Below are 16,912 nucleotides of genomic sequence, written 5' to 3'. Positions count from 1 at the left end.
AAAAGTACGCACTTACGAGACGAGCGATGGCTCGACTGCGATCGCGATTTTGCCTCGAATGCCGTTGTTGGGGCTCTCCAACCGGGCATGGGCGAGCGCAATGTCGGCAAGCGAATAGACAGCGCCAACATGTGGCCGCAGCTGACCGCGCGCTACCAATGCGCTCAACTCATCGAGCTTGCCGCGGTTCTGTCGTGTGAAAACGAAGTGATAACTCGCGTTCTTGCCCCAGGCCTGAACGACGTTTTGTGGCTGTGCAATGTCCACGATCGTGACCACGCGACCGAGTTGTGCGAGCACGTCGGGGCTACGCGACAATGTGTTGCCGCCGATGGTGTCGAACACGACATCGACGCCGCGGCCACCCGTTTCCCGGAGGACGGCGTCGACGTAATCCTCTTTTTCGTAGTTGATGATCACATCGGCACCCAGACTTCGTGCGAACTCGGAGTTTGCCTCGCGCACGGTCGTGAACACCCTGGCTCCCACGGCTTTCGCCAACTGGATCGCCACATGACCTACGCCTCCCGCGCCGCCATGTATGAGGATGCTCTCCCCCACTCTGAGCGCTGCACGCACGACCAGCGCTTCCCACGCCGTCCCGCCAACCAGGCTCAGACTTGCCGCCTCAAGATGGCTTAGCGAGGAAGGCTTCTTCCCGATAATGCTTTCGGCCGCGACGTGGTACTCGGCATAACTGCCTGGCCCGTCAAATATTTGCGGGGTGTACCAGACTTCGTCTCCCGGAACGAAGGCCGTCACACCCTCCCCGACTGCTTCGACAACGCCCGATACGTCGTGCCCGGTAATGGCCGGCAGTGGCACCAGGTCGGGATAATCGCCACGTCGAACCTGGTAATCCAAGGGGTTGATGGAGGTTGCGTGAACCCGGACCAGCACTTGTCCCGCACGCGGCACGGGCTTGGGCACATCGCAGAGTTCGAACGATTCCGGGCCGCCAAATGATTTAAGCATCATCGCTTTCATTGAAAATCCTCGTATCGACAAAAAGGGATATCGAGATATCTCGATATCATGCAGCAAAAAAATTACAGATCTTTCCCTATGATCTCGGCAAGCGCACTGATGGTTGCTTCATTGCGCTTGTAGTAAGTCCACTGACCGATGCGCCTGACTTCGACCAGGCCCACTCGCTGCAGCGTTGCAAGATAACCAGACACCGTGGACTGCGACAGGCCGATACCTTCCTGGATACTACTGACGCAGACCCCCACCGTGAGAACGTCACCTTCGTCCTGCGGAGGGAAGTTCTTTGCGGGGTCCTTCAAGCCTTTCAGGATTTCAAGGCGTGTAGGATTTGAGAGGGCTTTGAATATTTCGAGTAATTCCATGCGCCCGAGGATATCGAGATTTATCGATATGTCAATGCGGGAGCCAGCAGAGGACGAAAATCGTAGAGGGATGATTTTCGACCGTGGGCTTTATGGCGATAGTGCTTTTGGCGGAAATTAGTCGTTCGTGAACGGCAGCAATCGGCCAGGAGCGGTCTCTGGACAGTCTCCCTGACGGCTGATAGATGCTGCACAACAGCATCAGCAGCTCTAAAGCCATACGCCTGTGTCGGATCATGAAGAAAAAACAGAGAGGCCTCCCGAAGGCGTGGGCAAGGGGGTAATTCGGTCACGCATCTTCGCTATATATGACCCATTTTCGGCGGTTGGTTGTTGTTTGGTCGACCGCTGCGCCCCCCACTCTCTATGGGGTTTCCTGCCCTGCTCATCGCAACCAGTCAACCTAGCCATTAAACAACCATCGGTGAGGATCAAAAACAACCGTCTTTAAGTTCCAGATTCCAATGGCAGACCAAGCTTCTACTTCACTCGACAAAAGTGGGATCATGATCAACAGCAATCGGCCAGAATCGGACGTCGCTCTCAAGAATTACGGTACATACGGCCCAACGCAATGTTTGCGACACACACCACACCACCGAGCCGGTCAAAAAGTATCTACTCTAGACTGATGCCTTCTGGATTACTTTTTGATCAAATCACCAAAATCCTTCATTCACCCCAGTCGGATAACGTCAGCATATGAGCATTTCAGCAACTGCGCTTCGGTTACTCGGCTCTCTTGTTGGAGCTTTGCTGCCGAAAGGCAAGCAACTTTATGCCGAGCGTTCTGCCGGAAAGGCTCCGGACTCCTATTCATCTGACTTCGCCGAGGAAATACTCGACGAAGCGCTCGGCCGGCTGGGTGCGGTCGATGTGGAGCACCAGTGGTGGCAGCGTGCTTTAGTAGATTTGGGCGCAGCCGCAACTCAACCGACTTGGTTCAAAAAGCCACACGTTCAGCAATGGCTCTCTCAAATGGATGTTCAGCGTCTTCTCAAGACGGTTGCTAAATCCGATCTGTGTGGGGCTGGGCCTCATCGAGATGACTATGAGGCACTCATCACAAGCTACATGACGAACTCTTTCGAGGATCGTCAGCATGCCGAATCAATAGTTACGCTTGCAGTAGCGGTGCTCAAAGCCAGCATTAAAGGTGCAGTCCGTGATACGGGCATTGCAGCCATTGTCCAGACCGCTTCTGCAGATCAGCGAGATCTATTGGTGGCCATGGATGAAAAATTGAAAGCTATTGGCCCCGTCGACCTCGAAAAACTGGCGGAGCTCGCCAAGAACTATGCGGATCTCATTCCAGATGATATTGGCGGTACTTACCTAGACCGACCTTCGCTCTTTGAGGCACTTGACTCCAAGCTCGCCGTGGCTCGCCTGGTACAAATCCGTGGGTTGCCCGGAAGTGGCAAGTCTGTCTTGGTGAAGCACATAGTCAAGCGTGCGCTAGAACGTGGGCCAGCCCTCTTCCTTAAAGCGGAACAACTCGAAGGTACCAGTTGGATTAGCTACGCGAACTCACAAGGTCTCTCGGGTACGCCGTTGGAAAAATTGCTCATCGAAGTTGGAAAGGTTGGCACTTCGATACTTTTCATCGATGCTATCGATCGCGTTGAAAAAGAACAGCAGCCCGTAATCCTCGACGTAATTCGTGCGATTGTGGAGTCGCCCCTGCTTAGTGAATGGCGCGTGGTCGTATCACTTCGTGATACCGGCATTGAGGTACTTCGTAATTGGTTAGGTGGCTTTCTTGATACGCTAAAGGTCGAAACGGTTAGCGTTGAACAGCTGAGTGACGAAGAAGCGGAGACGCTCGCGATAGTCAAACCCCACCTAAGGCCACTTCTATTCGGATCAGCTCAGGTACAAGACGTCGTTCGGCGCCCATTTTTCGCGAAAGTTCTAAACCAAAGTTATGTGGCAGACCCAAGAACCGCTAAATTCGCGCCGCAATCTGAAGTCGATCTGATAGCAAATTGGTGGTTGCGTGGTGGGTATAACGAGACGGGCCAAAGCGCAGTTGAGCGTCGGCGCGCATTACTAGATTTGGCGCGTCTTCGTGCCCGCCAACTTAGCCAACCGATTAGCCTTGGTCAACTCAACTCGGTAGCTCACATAGATGACCTGAGATCAGACGGAATCCTCCAATACGCTCGCGAAGGAGTCTCTGTCCGCTTCGCTCACGATATCTTCTTTGAATGGGCGTTCTTCCACGTCCTTGCCGATCGCGCAGACCAATGGATGGAAGAGATTAAGGCCAGCGGCGAGCCACCTGCAGTCGCACGCGTCGTCGAGCTTGCTTCCCAATGGGAGTACACACAGGGAAAAGACTGGCAGGCGTATCTTGCTCTAATCGAAGCATCAAATGTTAGATCGCAATGGCTGCGCGCATGGCTGGTCGGGCCCATAGGAACCGCAGGGTTTGAAGTCGCCGACAACCAGTTCGCAAGGACGGTTTTTGCCGACGACTTCCGGCTCTTTAGAAAGGCGCTTGTGTGGTTCCAAGCTGAAAAGACTACGCCGAATCCAACCATCCTCTCTGGCGCACTTCCGCAGGAGCAACGCCAACGATTCGCTGATCTGCTTAGTTGGCCATCCGATTTTTCTGCGTGGCGACGGCTTATTGAGTTTATTCTACGACGGGTTCCGGACATCCCTCAGAGGCTCTATCCGGAAATCGTCGCAATTTTCGAAGTCTGGCAAAACGCCTTGGCGGATTTGCGCAACCCTACATCACAAGCAATGTTGCAGCAATGCGCTAAGTGGCTCACCGCAATCGACGCGATTAGAACCGTCAAAACTCCCGACGAGAACTCAGCGTACTGGCGAAAGGTACCTGAACTTGGTGCGTTCAAAACGTCGTTGGGACGGCTCATCTTGAGAGCTTCAAGAGTCGAGCCTACCCTTGCGGTCAACTATGTACAGCAGGTCGCCAATTCAGAACATATCTCTGAAGATACCTTCAGCGACATACTTTCTCTCTGCCCCGTCCTCGCCCAATCAATTCCCAATTCCGTAGTTGAGCTTTCACTCGCGTTTTTCTGTAAGGAGCTTCCAGACGATCAGGTTGCAAGAGAGGATAGGGAGCTTCGCGCGGGTTCTGAATGGCGAAAAGCCATTCGAGCCAAGCCCGAAACAGAGCGCACCCATCAAGAGAAAATGGCGCTTTCGCACGCACCTTTTTTTCGATCCTTGGGTGATTTCAGTCACCACGACTGGGAACGGCTATCTCTACACGACACCTTGCGAGGCTTCTGGCCCCCTTCGCCGCTTCGAGAGCCCTTCCACTCTCTGTTTCAATCTTCACCTGACTGTGCGCTGCAGCTTCTTCGAGAACTGTGCAATCACGCTATGGCTGCATGGCGACAGTTGCACCGGCACTCACGAGAGCGAAATGGCACCCCCATACCACTAGAACTGAAATTTCCTTGGGGTATCCAGCGGTTCTGGGGCACTGACCGAGAGTACCTATGGTTTCGGTCTACGTGGGCACCGAAAATGATCGGTTGCGGTTTTATGGCACTCGAGGAATGGTGTTTTGCCGAGCTAGCGCGCGGTCGGCCTCTTGACGAACTGATCCAGCAAATCGTTGAGGGGAACGAGTGCATTGCGATTTTGGGAACAGCGGCGATGCTTGTACTCCACACAGAAGTGGTGTCCGAAGTAACGGCGCCGCTCTTTACTTCACAACGGTTGTTCGCCGCAGACCATACCCGAATGAGGCAGGACATCTCATCCTCAACCGTGGGCTTAATGGGCTTCAATCATCGCGCCGACAAGACTCATATTGAAGCAATCCAAACCGCAACTGCTCGGGGGGGGCGTGGGACACAGCTCAGTTGGATGGTACCCAGGCTCGTCTTTGCAGCAGACGCCCTCAGTGACTTAATTTGCAATGCGATCCTTAATTTCAAGAATGATCTGCCCTACGAGTATGAAGAGCACCGCAACATTCAAGAAGCGCAGGAGCACCTCACAGCTCAGGCCCTCGAATATGCAGAGCTGGTCGACCCGGAGAACTATCGCGCGTATCGCATTAAAGAGGACTCAAATCAGGTGGCGATTGTCCACGTCAGCCCTTCAGCCTCGAGGCCTGAAAACGTTGCCAGGGCTGAAGAGGCTTCAAGGTTTCTTAGGTTCTCTAGTCTTTGGCCGTGGGCAGCCAAGTCCTTTGAAGAGGGGATAATCCAAGACGCGGTCGCGATCAAAGATGCTATCGCCCTCAGCAAAGAAGAGTGCACCGACGATTTGTTCGAGTATTCAAACGACAAGTATGAAGAAACTCAATTGGCCATGTATCGAGGTGCAGTCGCGGCTACCGCTGCCATCGTGCTTAACTTCCGAGACGCGTCAACTCAAGAAGACCTTGAATGGGCTCGTGACGTCTTGATACGAGCGAAACGTCTCCCGGAAAATCGTGGTGTGATGTGGTCACCCAGCTCCGTCATCCCTTGGCACTATGCAATCTACGCTGCGCGGGGCCTAGCTGCGGATCTCCGAGAAGGTACAGCAGCAGGCGATGCAGCGACCGACCTGTTAGACCTGATTGCACATCCATTAGAAGTCGTTTCGCTGGCTGCGCTCAAAGAGGCGTGCAAGCTTTGGATTAAAGATCCTAAGCTGACTTGGGCCGCTCTAATATTATCGCTCTCGCTTTGCCATGTCCCACCGCGACCACGTGACCAACTCAGTCAACAGGGAGTAGCACACCACTCACCAGTTGAATCTAAAGCGGCGGTCGACGCGGTACTCGCGTTCTACCAAAACGGAAGTGGATGGCCCGCCTTGCCTCTGCCACCTCCGGCTTGGGTAAAGGTCAAGCCTAGGAAGGGCCAGCGTCGGTATCAGATCGAGGAAGAATTCGATGAAGGCGATCCAACCGACGCGGCTGAAGAGTGGGACGAACCGCGTATATTCTGGCACTCAAAGCGTGCTGCAGAAATCCTCAATCTAATTCCGGTGGATAGGGTCCTAAGTAGCAGCGCTAGTAGTACGCTCCTCGAATTTATGGCGGACGTTCTCGACTGGACAATCCAAAAAAACTCGCCGCCCTGGGTAAAAGCCGGACACAGAGATCGTCCGACGACTCAAATTTTTGAATGGACAAACACCTTAGGGTCGACGCTCGGTCAGGTGGCTGGGCTCGTTCCTCTTCACGATTTCCAGCCTCGCTTTCTAGAACCGATTTTTGGGGTCGAAGACGAATTCTGCTGGGCAATTCTGTCTCCCTTCGCTAGCGCATATGTTTGCGCCTACGTTTACGATGCACCGGTCGTTCCAGTCGACGCAGTTGTAACCCTTGACCTCTGTCTTGGACGACTTCTCCAGAGTTCGACTTTCAATCGCGACGCATACCGAAGTGGAGAACTTTCGGGTTTCGACCAGCCCAATCTTGTACGTACATTAATGTTTGTCTCTGTTGAGCACGCCGGCATGGCTACTCGCTATGCCAACGGCGATTGGTCAGAAATTAGCCTTATTTTGCCTATAATCGATCTTTTCATTCGCGCCGGTGGATGGGCAGTGTCCGTGATGGGGCCTTTCTTAACGCTCTGTGAACGTGCAAAAGCTAACTACCACGCCGAGACCTTCGCGGATCAAGTGCTGGCAATTATCAGCGAAGGACCGGGCAAACTCATTGGTTGGCATGGAACGACAACTCCAGCGCGTATAGCGGAATTAGTGCAGTGCTTCGCACATCGTGACGCGCCAATGACGCTGGCTGTGGCTCAGAAGTTTTTGAGGATACTTGACCTACTAGTCGATATGGGCGACCGGCGAAGTGCCGCGCTACAGCTCAGCGAGGCGTTTAGGGAAACTCGCTTGTCTGTTTGATGTAGAAGGGGAGGTCATATCCACCCTCTCCAGATACACGCCGGGCCCCTGGCAATGTGGTTAGTGGCCAGGTGCGAAGCGTTTTTAACGCGGTGGTGATTCAACGAATTTGAACAATCGCCAGTGTCAGGCTGAGTAGGCTTAGCTTAGGATAATATCGGCTGGGATTCGCACTGTGGTTCGGGTGGCTGCGGAAGCTGATGCTGCGGCGCCCGATCGATTGCATCTCTCCGAGTCATAACGGGAAACCTGTTGCCGTTGATCGGCGGCTGTGTGCGCAGAAAATCGGCCAGATCAAAAGGCAGGCTGAAGTAGCGCCCGAGCCACAAGAGTAGATCCATAAGCTTGGGGGGCTTTAACGCCTTGGGGCCTAGCGTCTGCTGGCCAGATTTTTGGATGGTCGACTTAGGGTGAACTAGACGGTTTCGCTCACCGAAGACTTTGCGTAGTGTTTCAATCTCGGCACAGCCCGACGGCATCAAATAGGCAGGTAGGACTGCTTTCGGGCCATGCAGCCATTTCTCTGGCGTAGGCTTTGATTCGATCAACTGGAACACATCCTCCTTGTCGAGCATCGAAAGTCCCCAAGCCAATGCAAGATTGATCTCGGCCTCACAAAGTGCCGCAGAAAGTATCGCTACCTCGGTGTAGAGCGGCATGATCCGCCAATAATAACGATGGGAAACTCGTTCTTCGGGTGTTCTGTCGATACCAGATCGCCGCTTCGCTTCTTTATCAATCTCTAGGTCGTGCGCTTCGGGATTTAGACTTTTCAGCCTTGTGCGCCAATTTTCATAGTTGCCGCGCGCCTCTACGGTGGTTCGGGCTGCATCGCTTGTGATCTCGTCACGCAATGCGACGAACTGCGGCCAAAGCCCTTTCAATACGTGTTCGAGCCAGTTGTCGCTTCCGACATGCCAGTTGGGTACGACCACTTGAGCCTCAGCAATTTTATCGCGAAGATCGTCCCAACCATCACCAATGATCAACCCCATGGCACTCCCGCCGGTCCTGTGCCGGACGTCGCAATTTTATGAAAAGTAAGTTCGAGTCATGAAAACCTGTGCAAAACCACTTGTCGGCTATCTGCTCAAACCGCATATCTTTTGCAGATTCTAGTCGCAGTTAGCGAACGGCCACCAGTGACCGAAAGCAGCACTTTGCGAAGGGCTGCTATGGGCCGTTCGCATTCACTCGCGAACGACCGCTTCTGGCCGAAAGAGGTCGTTCGTGGATGGCTGCTTTCGGCCAAGCGCAATCGATCGTCAATCCAACATTACCGCTGCTGAAAAGCCACTTTCACCCCAAGCCCAACAAACAACGTACCGATTATTTTCCCTTCCCACCGACGCAGCTTTGACAGGCCTTTGATCAACTGGCTCAGCGGACGAATAGTGATGACAAGGACGCTGGTATAGGCCGCACTGAGCCCCGAAAAGATCAAGCCAAGCACCGCGAATTGACTCAAGGATGAGCCTGATTCCGGGTGAATGAATTGAGGCAGGAATGCCAGGAAGAAAATGGCGGTCTTGGGATTCAACACCTCGGCACCGACCGCTTGAAAAAAAGCCTGGGTCGAGGTCACGTCGGCTAATGGTGTTCGTGAAGTGACGCTTGATTTGGCAAAAAATGCGCGAATGCCCAGATAGATCAGATAGCAGGCCCCTGCCGTCTTCACGACGTTAAACGCGAGCGCAGAGGTCATCAGGATGGCCGATAGGCCCAACGCAGCGCTCAGCGTATGGATCAGGTCACCTGACGCCACGCCCAGCCCTGTGGCAATCCCGACTTTACGTCCGCCCTGAAGGGTGCGGGTGATCACCAACAGCACGGCGGGGCCAGGGATCAGAAACAGACCGATAACGACGGCTACGTACGTCACGATAGAGGCCAGATCAAACATCGCGGGTTACCTCAAGGCAGGACAAGTGCCTCAGTTATCCTGATATGAAGTTCGAAAGCAACTCGGGCGACCTGGATGGTCTCAGCCAAAAGCTTGCCTAAGCGGCTCCGTGAATCGCGCAAGATCGCCTTACCTGTACGCGGGTTTGTATCGTCGAATTGCCGGGTTGAGCTCGGGCGAAATTTCCGGGCAAGGTCTTCGGAAGTTTCCTTCAAACTGTGGCGGCTTTGGTGAACTGGAGCGCGGTGAGTTCGATCGGTAGGCTTTGGTGGTCGCTGCATATTCAGTGACAGGGTGTAGGAACCCTTTAAGACTTTTAAGGTGACATTGGCGTCGATGCTTGATTGCGGCCGTTGAATTGCGTCCGTAAGATTCGTTGCGGCGGCTGTGTGCGGGCACGCTTCGGTGTGGTCGAGTTTTGCCTTAAAAGTCTCGATATTCCTACCCCGCACATAGCTGCCACCCTAACCTGTAGGAAGGTGGATGGCAGTTTCCATCACACTTTTAAGGTTTCGAAAATGACAACACTGCATCCCGATCCGCCTTACGAAAAACCAACGCCCCACCCCAAAAGCCGCTTCATGGCGCTCACCAGCAATTGCGACGACATGCCGACCTTGTTCGTCGACACCCGCGCGCCGCTCGATGTTTTGTATGACGCCGCCCATTACCGAATTCGCGCGGTCACCCAAGCGCTGGAGAATCTCTCCATGCGCGATTCAATCGAATGTGAATCCTTTATCCTCAGCGACTTTGCGTTGCTGTGTGCCATTCCGTTGCGGGATGGGTGTGATGTGCTGGATGTGATTGGCCGGCGGTTAAGGGCGATGCCGTCGGACTAGTGTGATGACCCTTCCCATGCTTTGTGTGGGAAGGGTCATGGAGGGGCGGGTTGGTTGTTTTTGAGTTGGCTAGCTGCCGCTCTCTCTGGACAGCAATCGGCCAACAGCTGCCTTTGAGGAAGGGCAACTAACGATCTAAAACCGCACAGCCAGCTGTTACTCGAAAATAAATCCGTCCCCTTTCCTGACAGGAGCAGCTTTTCCTGCCGCGAGGAACTAATAGAGCGCGCCGATCATAATATTCTTGAATCCCACGGTTCACTCCCGTACCGGCGGGATTTGTAGCTATCGATTTTCCACTCTCCTGCTTTTTTCAAAAAGACGAAGAGATATTCGTCTTGAAAGCTCGTCTGCGTTTTAACTAATACTTCGGCTCGGGTTTTGGTTTTGATCTCTATCAAAATTTCCGTTGGATTTTCGACACCGTTGAATTTAGCTGGGAAGCCAAAGCTTCTAGGGCCCTTACCGCCGTAGACCCGACGCTTTTCAGTGCAGTAATGGTCAAACAGAGGCTCAATACGCTCACCGAAGATCTCAAACCAATCGGTTCCCGCCACGTAGTGGTACTCATCGCCAGGATATGTCTGTCGCAGCGCTTCATCCTCCTCTTGATGCTTGGCGTAGATACCACTTTCGATCGAGTTCCATCTCGCCCCGAATTCACTGACACGCGATGCTAAATGTGACTTGAGCGCAATCTCGTCCATTTTAAAAGCTCCAAAATTTCTATACGGCATCGCTTTCTTGAACATCGCCGTCTTTCGACTCTAGGTTTTCTAGCTTAGAGAGCGGCGCGCCTGATGGCTATCACGGCTTCGGAATTGGCTTCATCACTGATGCTCTACGGCAGCATAAATCGCGCGGATACCCAGCGGTGGCAGAGAGAATTCGCAATCTCATGGGCAAACCGGTGCGCACCCAGCGTGATTCGAAGCACCAAGCGCTTATGAGTGAGAAGGAGAAAAACAAAGCGCTTCGTGCGGAAAACGACCAGCTTTTGGCGGAGCTTGCCCGAATCGCTTCTGTAAACCAGCGACTGCTGTCCGAAATGGCTGAGTTGAAAGCAGCCTCCAGCGGAAAGCTTGTCTCTATAACTCCGAAGAAGTAGGCAGCCCCCCAGTCTTAAAATCGAGACGGTGGTTCATTTCCAGCTTTCATCTGTGAAAAGACATGGTCTGGATCAGCCTGGCACCAATATCTGAACAGAAGACGAGGTTCGGTATCCCCAAAATGCTGACTCAGGATACTCTCGGCGGGGATTAGCAACTTAGTTTCTGGCCATTGCTGAGCTAAAACACCTATGTGTTTGCCAGACGAACAAATAATCCACGTCGCCTTGCCTCCACTGATACCAGGCAGGTAATCCATACCTTGGATCGCTTCGAACAATGTACGCAGTGTTACTGCTGGATCAAGCCTGATTGATGTCCTATGACTTTCCAGATCATCCCCTGCATGCACGCTATCCCGATCAATTCCAATGACCAACATGAATGCTCCTTGCCACCATTGTGTGCTTACCAGAATGCCAGCGTAGGGATGCCTGCCGCTATCTGTCTACAGTCCGCCTCTGGCCGTTTTCTACCTGTCACGACGGGCCGCAAATGACCCGAAGCAACCGACAGTTTTAGAAGAAACGGCAATCATAAGCAGACGCTCAAGCCAAGCTGAAAATACCCGCTTCTCCAGTCTGCAGGTCGTACGCAACTAATGCCTCTTGAAAGGCATCAGCGCCGCAAACAACTTCACCGTCACGGTTCCAGATGGCAGACCGACCCGCTGCTACATAGTTGTCGGCGGCGCCTACACAGTTGGCCATCATCACTGTCATGGAATGCTTTTTAGCAATCATCGGATAATGACTGTAAGCCGATGCAACTCCTCTCTCAGACTTGGCCACGCTTGCCAGATAAACCTGAGCGCCTGACTCTGCGGCTTGTTCGGCATGGCTGGATTGCAATGACTCGTAGCAGATGGCGGGGGCAAGGACAAAATTTGCCTGACTAAGCACAAGCTGTTGGGTGCCCGGGGTGAAATAAGGTAATTCGTCGGCGTGTAGAAGCTGTTTTGAATAGGTTGTGCGCTCCAGCCCTGGCTGGAAGGTAATCATGCTGATCTCGGTGCCTTTGGTGCCCTTCGTTGGCGCACCCACAGCGATGAGCATGCCATATCGGTCGCTTAACGCCTGGAACTCGTTAAAACGGCTATCACTTGGATGCACCGCCAAGACTTCGGCCAGCCCGGGTTCGTAACCGGTGAGGGAAAGTTCGGGAAAGAGCAGCAGATTGGCGCTTTGGCTTGCAGCCAAGTGGATGACATCAATGTGTCTGGCGATGTTTTTTTCAACGTCGCCCGGTACAGCCAGGATTTGCGCAGCGATTAGCTTCATTTCCCGTCTCGCGTCCATGTGTTGGGTTAGCTTCGCGCGTGACTGAACCGGTGCTCAGCCTCTGCCTGAAAGTCAATGCATGCTGCACGAACGTTGGTAGTTTGCAAAGTGCGGGGGCGTTTACCCGCAGTCGACATGATCCTTACTTGAGTCAATAGCCCCCTTCTCAACCGACCGTTTCAACCCCAATCAGCCCCCATCCCACCACCTGCTATATTCACCCTCCCGCTCACGCGGCCCAAAACATCACCTCAAAGGGAAGTCATGCCTGAATTTCTCGTAGCCCTCCTGAACGCCTTATCCCTCATGGATACCTCAGCGCCAAAGGAAGGCCAATCCACATGGACCCAACGCCATCGAAAACTGATCAACATTCTTTTCATCCTGTGCATGATCCCCTTCTGCGTAGTAGGTTTGGTGTTTTTGATCCAATGGCTGAGCAACCTGGGGCCGGTGGCGCAGAAAGTGGCGATGGGCGTGGGCGCGATCCAGTTGATTGGCTTATTGGCATTACTGGGTCGCCGAAGAAAAGCTTAACCGCTCGGGTTTCCCAGCCCTCAAAACCATGGTCAGTTAGCTACAGGGAATGACTCCCCAACAAACCAGCCGCTGGGTCAATCGGTGATGTGGATTGACGCGCACTACAACCCCAGCGCCTGCCTGTGGTAGATAGTCACCGCAGACTTCAATCACACAGGTTTTCGGATGAACACTCCAATCGCGATCATCGGTGCAGGGCTGGGCGGCCTGGCCCTCGCGCGGGTTCTGCATGTGCACGGGATCGCGGCGGCGATCTACGAGGCGGAACCCTCGGCAGACGCCCGCGCCCAAGGTGGGCTGCTCGATATTCACGAATACAACGGGCAGCTCGCACTGAAGGCGGCGGGTCTGTTCGAACAGTTTCTGGGCATCATTATTGAAGGCGCTGACGCCAAGCGGATTTGCGACAAACACGGCAATGTTCTGCTGGACTGGCCCAGCCCGGACAACGGTGGTCGGCCTGAGGTGGAGCGCGGCGAGCTGCGCAGGATTCTGCTTGAGTCGCTGCCGACCGAGACGATTCGCTGGGGACACAAGCTCACTACGGTGGCCGCGCTCGGCGGTGGTCGGCATGGGCTGACCTTCGCCAACGGCTCGACCGTGACCACTGAGCTGCTGGTGGGTGCCGACGGCGCCTGGTCAAGGGTTCGTCCCCTGCTGACCGATGTGAAACCGGCCTACGCCGGCCTGTCCTTTGTCGAGACTTTCCTGTTCGACGCCAACCGTCGCCATCCGGCCAGCGCCGAGGTGATCGGCGACGGCACGCTGATGGCGGTGGTGCCGAACCAGGGCATCCTGGCCCACCGTCATGCGAACGGTACCTTGCAAACCTACGTGGCGTTGAACAGGCCGGAAGACTGGTTTGCCCGCCTCGACCTCTCCGATCCCGACGCAGCCATGGCCCTGCTCGCCGAGGAATTCGATGGCTGGGCGCCGGCGCTGACCGCGCTCATCACCGATTCCGATACGCCCCCCGTGCTGCGCCCGATCCATGCACTGCCGGTCGGCCATCAATGGGAGCGCGTCCCCGGCGTGACCCTGCTTGGCGATGCTGCTCACTTGATGTCGCCGTTTGCTGGCGAAGGCGCCAACCTTGCCTTGTACGACGGCGCGTTGCTCGCAGAAGCGATTGTCGCCAACCCTGGAAACGTCGAAGCCGCGCTGTTGGCCTATGAACAGGAACTGTTCCCTCGCAGCGCAGAGACGGCGGCGGAAACGGACAAGAACCTGAAGTTATTTTTCAACGAGACCGCGCCACAGGGTCTGGTTGATTTGTTCACTCAATACTTACCGCGCCAATGATTGTTTTCACCCTGTAGCGGCTGGCGAAGCCTGCGTCCGGCTGCGAAGCCGTCGTGAAACACGCAATGGCCATCATGAACCAGATTTGAAAACCGCAGTCTTAGACCTGCCCTGAAATGCGCTCGCCCACCCGCTAGGCCAGCGCAGCCTCAGCCCCATGGTCGTCTTTCATCCGAGCCGTTCGCCCCATGCGCCAAGCCCTCGTGTCCTTTCGCGTTGTTTCGCTCTGCCTCGTTCCTTTGTTTTCCCTGTTTGCCACGCCCGCCCACGCCAGTGAGGAACGGCAACTGGTGTCGGACATCAACGACTACCGTGCCCACCCCCGCCGCTGCTCAGTGCGCCCAACCCAGGCGTTGACGCCGTTGGCGCTGAAGTCGAACCTGGCGTTGCCCATCGGTTATGGCGGCGCGTTGCGTGAGGGGTTGAAGCAGAACGGCTATCAAGCGGTGACAGTGCGCACTATTCGCCTGGTCGGCGCACGAGATGCCGAGGACGCTTTCGACATGTTGCAGAGCAACTACTGCGGGGCGCTGCTCGATGCGCAGTACGCCGACATCGGCATCAGCCGCGCCCGTAGCGAATGGCAAGTGGTGCTCGCGCGGCCGTTGCTCGACAGCCGTATAGGCGACAGTCGAGCGGCGAGCAAGACGCTGCTGGCCGAGGTCAACGCCGCCCGGGCACGGCCGCGCATGTGTGGTCGCCAGCGTTTCGCCGCCGCCCGGCCGCTGAGTTGGAACGCCGCGTTGGGCGCCGCCGCGCAAGGCCACAGCAAGGCCATGGCCTACGGCAATTATTTCGCGCACCAGGACCCCGACGGTGAAATGCCGGCGGACCGGGCCAGGGCGGCGGGCTATCGTGGCCGGCAGATCGGCGAAAACATCGCCGCCGGTCAGGGTTCGCCGAGCAAGGCGATGGCCGGTTGGCTGGCCAGTCCCGGGCACTGCGCCAATCTGATGAACCCGATGTTCACCCAGGTCGGCGCCGCGTTTGCCACGGATGCGCGCAGCGATGAAGGCGTGTACTGGACGATGCTGTTCGGGGCGAAGTGAGTCGCCAAGCGTCTACAGAACCGCAAAAGATTTAGGTAGAGTGAGGGCCTTGCGCGTCGCCTGCACATGGGGAATCAGCATGATCCGTCTTTCAGTCATGGCCAGTCGAAACTGATGACTCAGCCCGCCACGAATCTACCCGCCGCCGTCCCCGGCCAACTCTCCCCCCGTGAACGCCGTGGGCTGTTGGCGATTCTGGTGTCGATTGCCCTCGCGGTGCTCGACACCGCCATCGCCAACACCGCGCTGCCGACCATTGCCGCGGATTTGCAGGCCTCCCCTGCCGCGTCGGTGTGGATCATCAATGCCTATCAACTGGCGGCCGTGGCCACGCTGCTGCCGTTTGCCGCACTCGGCGGGATCATCGGCCATCGCAAGGTGTTCCTCAGCGGGATCATTCTGTTTGTGGTGGCGTCGGGATTGTGTGCGCTGGCGTGGTCGCTGCCGACCCTGACGGTTGCGCGCGTCCTCCAGGGCGTCGGGGCCAGCGCGATCATGAGCGTCAACGCCGCGTTGATCGGCTTGATCTTCCCCCCGGAACGCCTCGGTCGCGGTCTGGGCTTGAACGCGCTGGTGGTCGGCACCTGCTTCGCCGCCGGCCCGACCATCGCCTCTCTGGTGCTGTCGGTGGCCAATTGGCCGTGGCTGTTTGCAATCAACCTGCCCCTCGGTTTATTTGCCCTCGCCTTCGCCTGGAGTTCCTTGCCGACCAGCCAGCCCAAAGCGCTGGTGTTTGACCGGCTGACCGCGGTGCTCAACGTCATTGCGTTCGGGGCGCTGATCTTCTCCCTGAGCCAGGCAGCGCAGTTGGGCTCGGTGAGCAGCGTGGTGATCGCCCTGGCGGTGTTCCTGATCGCCGGGGCGTTGATGTTGCGCCGCGAGGCCGGGCATCCGACGCCAATGTTCCCGCTGGACCTGCTCAAGCGCCCGATGTTTGCCTTATCGGCACTGACCGCGTTCTGTTCATTTGCTACCCAAGGCTTGGCGTTCGTCTCGCTGCCGTTCTTCTTCGAAACCACCCTGGGACGCGACCCGATCCAGACCGGTTTTCTGATGACCCCGTGGTCCATCGTCGTGGCCCTCATCGCACCGATGGCCGGGCGCCTGTCCGACACCTATCCGCCCGGCCTGCTCGGCGGCATCGGCCTGGCCATCCTCAGTGCGGGCATGGTCTCCTTCGCCTTGCTGCCAAGCGACCCCAGCGCCGCCGGGATCGTGATTCGCATGATCATCTGCGGCATCGGTTTCGGCTTCTTCCAGGCCCCCAACCAAAAAGCCCTGATGACCAGCGCCCCCCGGGAACGCGCCAGCGGTGCCAGCGGCACCATCGCCATGGCCCGGCTGATTGGCCAGGCAACCGGCGCGGCGTTGGTGGCGTTGAGTTTCGGAATTTCGGGAACTCACGGGCCGGTGCTGGCGTTGAGTATCGGGGCTGGGTTTGCGGCGGTGGGGAGTGTGGCGAGTGGGTTGCGGTTGGTGGCGCGCTAAACCACAGGTTCAAGGGCTGACACTCACCCCTGTGGCGATCGGCTTTTGTGGCGAGGGGGCTTGCTGTGACGAGAGGGCTTGCCCCCGTTGGACTGCGCAGCAGTCCCCTTCTGTGCTTGGAATAACGAGGTCCGCTGCGCAGAGTGGGCAATCCCCACTCTCTGCGAATCAACAAATACCCTCTTCGCAACTCGCCCTCT

13 protein-coding genes and 1 pseudogene are annotated in these 16,912 nt (G+C 56.0%); 7 read left to right on the top strand and 7 right to left on the bottom strand.

Going from position 1 to position 16,912, the window contains the following annotated elements; translation table 11 throughout:
- Positions 1–12: 12 nt before the first annotated feature.
- Positions 13–987, bottom strand: a complete 975-nt coding sequence (locus tag ACZ89E_RS03755) for a zinc-dependent alcohol dehydrogenase family protein (protein ID WP_476254871.1) — start codon at positions 985–987, stop codon at positions 13–15.
- A gap of 62 nt (positions 988–1,049) precedes the next feature.
- The gene (locus ACZ89E_RS03750; protein ID WP_123509004.1) at positions 1,050–1,352 is read right to left on the bottom strand and encodes an ArsR/SmtB family transcription factor; all 303 of its coding nucleotides are present in this window, start codon (positions 1,350–1,352) and stop codon (positions 1,050–1,052) included.
- 702 nt (positions 1,353–2,054) lie between these two features.
- On the opposite strand from ACZ89E_RS03750, the gene ACZ89E_RS03745 reads away from it, so the two are divergent.
- Positions 2,055–7,199: an NACHT domain-containing protein gene (locus tag ACZ89E_RS03745; protein ID WP_476254870.1), complete on the top strand. Its 5,145-nt coding sequence runs from the start codon at positions 2,055–2,057 to the stop codon at positions 7,197–7,199.
- Positions 7,200–7,345: 146 nt separating this feature from the next.
- Here the strand turns inward: ACZ89E_RS03745 and ACZ89E_RS03740 are convergent, their stop codons facing one another.
- Complete coding sequence (locus ACZ89E_RS03740; RefSeq protein ID WP_476254869.1) at positions 7,346–8,194, bottom strand: hypothetical protein; 849 nt, start codon at positions 8,192–8,194, stop codon at positions 7,346–7,348.
- Positions 8,195–8,475: 281 nt separating this feature from the next.
- Positions 8,476–9,102 carry a LysE family translocator gene (locus ACZ89E_RS03735; RefSeq protein WP_476254868.1) on the bottom strand — a complete coding sequence of 209 codons (627 nt, stop codon included), beginning with the start codon at positions 9,100–9,102 and terminating at the stop codon, positions 8,476–8,478.
- Positions 9,103–9,620: 518 nt separating this feature from the next.
- Between ACZ89E_RS03735 and ACZ89E_RS03730 the strand changes: the two genes are divergently transcribed.
- A complete protein-coding gene (locus ACZ89E_RS03730) occupies positions 9,621–9,944 on the top strand; it encodes a hypothetical protein (protein ID WP_476254867.1) in 324 nt (107 codons plus the stop codon).
- Positions 9,945–10,177: 233 nt separating this feature from the next.
- On the opposite strand, the gene ACZ89E_RS03725 is transcribed toward ACZ89E_RS03730, so the two are convergent.
- Positions 10,178–10,651, bottom strand: a complete 474-nt coding sequence (locus ACZ89E_RS03725; protein ID WP_476254866.1) for an NTF2 fold immunity protein — start codon at positions 10,649–10,651, stop codon at positions 10,178–10,180.
- A 158-nt stretch (positions 10,652–10,809) separates the two neighbouring features.
- Between ACZ89E_RS03725 and ACZ89E_RS03720 the strand changes: the two are divergent.
- Positions 10,810–11,052, top strand: a pseudogene (locus ACZ89E_RS03720) (TetR family transcriptional regulator); the annotation flags it as partial.
- Between the two features lie 14 nt (positions 11,053–11,066).
- Here ACZ89E_RS03720 and ACZ89E_RS03715 read toward each other — a convergent pair.
- Positions 11,067–11,435 carry a hypothetical protein gene (locus ACZ89E_RS03715; protein ID WP_476254865.1) on the bottom strand — a complete coding sequence of 123 codons (369 nt, stop codon included), beginning with the start codon at positions 11,433–11,435 and terminating at the stop codon, positions 11,067–11,069.
- Positions 11,436–11,601: 166 nt separating this feature from the next.
- Positions 11,602–12,333 (bottom strand): carbon-nitrogen hydrolase family protein, encoded by a 732-nt coding sequence (locus tag ACZ89E_RS03710; RefSeq protein WP_476254864.1) that lies wholly within the window; start codon positions 12,331–12,333, stop codon positions 11,602–11,604.
- 264 nt (positions 12,334–12,597) lie between these two features.
- Here ACZ89E_RS03710 and ACZ89E_RS03705 point away from each other — a divergent pair, with 264 nt between their 5' ends.
- From ACZ89E_RS03705 to ACZ89E_RS03690, 4 genes are all read left to right on the top strand, one after another.
- The gene (locus tag ACZ89E_RS03705; RefSeq protein WP_476254863.1) at positions 12,598–12,870 is read left to right on the top strand and encodes a hypothetical protein; all 273 of its coding nucleotides are present in this window, start codon (positions 12,598–12,600) and stop codon (positions 12,868–12,870) included.
- 168 nt (positions 12,871–13,038) lie between these two features.
- On the top strand, positions 13,039–14,175 hold the full coding sequence (locus ACZ89E_RS03700) for an FAD-dependent oxidoreductase (protein ID WP_476254862.1): 1,137 nt from the start codon (positions 13,039–13,041) through the stop codon (positions 14,173–14,175).
- A gap of 188 nt (positions 14,176–14,363) precedes the next feature.
- Positions 14,364–15,224, top strand: a complete 861-nt coding sequence (locus tag ACZ89E_RS03695) for a CAP domain-containing protein (RefSeq protein WP_476254861.1) — start codon at positions 14,364–14,366, stop codon at positions 15,222–15,224.
- Positions 15,225–15,407: 183 nt separating this feature from the next.
- Positions 15,408–16,712, top strand: a complete 1,305-nt coding sequence (locus ACZ89E_RS03690; protein WP_476257013.1) for an MFS transporter — start codon at positions 15,408–15,410, stop codon at positions 16,710–16,712.
- Positions 16,713–16,912: the final 200 nt, after the last annotated feature.

This window comes from Pseudomonas sp. TE3899, assembly GCF_056279105.1.
Note: the sequence above shows the minus strand (reverse complement) of the source record. Positions and strands in the feature narration are given on the sequence as shown.

Bases quoted from the DNA above. Each gene is read 5' to 3' on its own strand.
- ACZ89E_RS03715 (WP_476254865.1), bottom strand. From the start codon at position 11,435: ATGTTGGTCATTGGAATTGATCGGGATAGCGTGCATGCAGGGGATGAT.
- ACZ89E_RS03710 (WP_476254864.1), bottom strand. From the start codon at position 12,333: ATGAAGCTAATCGCTGCGCAAATCCTGGCTGTACCGGGCGACGTTGAA.
- ACZ89E_RS03730 (WP_476254867.1), top strand. From the start codon at position 9,621: ATGACAACACTGCATCCCGATCCGCCTTACGAAAAACCAACGCCCCAC.
- ACZ89E_RS03735 (WP_476254868.1), bottom strand. From the start codon at position 9,102: ATGTTTGATCTGGCCTCTATCGTGACGTACGTAGCCGTCGTTATCGGT.
- ACZ89E_RS03725 (WP_476254866.1), bottom strand. From the start codon at position 10,651: ATGGACGAGATTGCGCTCAAGTCACATTTAGCATCGCGTGTCAGTGAA.
- ACZ89E_RS03695 (WP_476254861.1), top strand. From the start codon at position 14,364: ATGCGCCAAGCCCTCGTGTCCTTTCGCGTTGTTTCGCTCTGCCTCGTT.
- ACZ89E_RS03745 (WP_476254870.1), top strand. From the start codon at position 2,055: ATGAGCATTTCAGCAACTGCGCTTCGGTTACTCGGCTCTCTTGTTGGA.
- ACZ89E_RS03700 (WP_476254862.1), top strand. From the start codon at position 13,039: ATGAACACTCCAATCGCGATCATCGGTGCAGGGCTGGGCGGCCTGGCC.
- ACZ89E_RS03740 (WP_476254869.1), bottom strand. From the start codon at position 8,194: ATGGGGTTGATCATTGGTGATGGTTGGGACGATCTTCGCGATAAAATT.
- ACZ89E_RS03750 (WP_123509004.1), bottom strand. From the start codon at position 1,352: ATGGAATTACTCGAAATATTCAAAGCCCTCTCAAATCCTACACGCCTT.
- ACZ89E_RS03755 (WP_476254871.1), bottom strand. From the start codon at position 987: ATGAAAGCGATGATGCTTAAATCATTTGGCGGCCCGGAATCGTTCGAA.
- ACZ89E_RS03705 (WP_476254863.1), top strand. From the start codon at position 12,598: ATGCCTGAATTTCTCGTAGCCCTCCTGAACGCCTTATCCCTCATGGAT.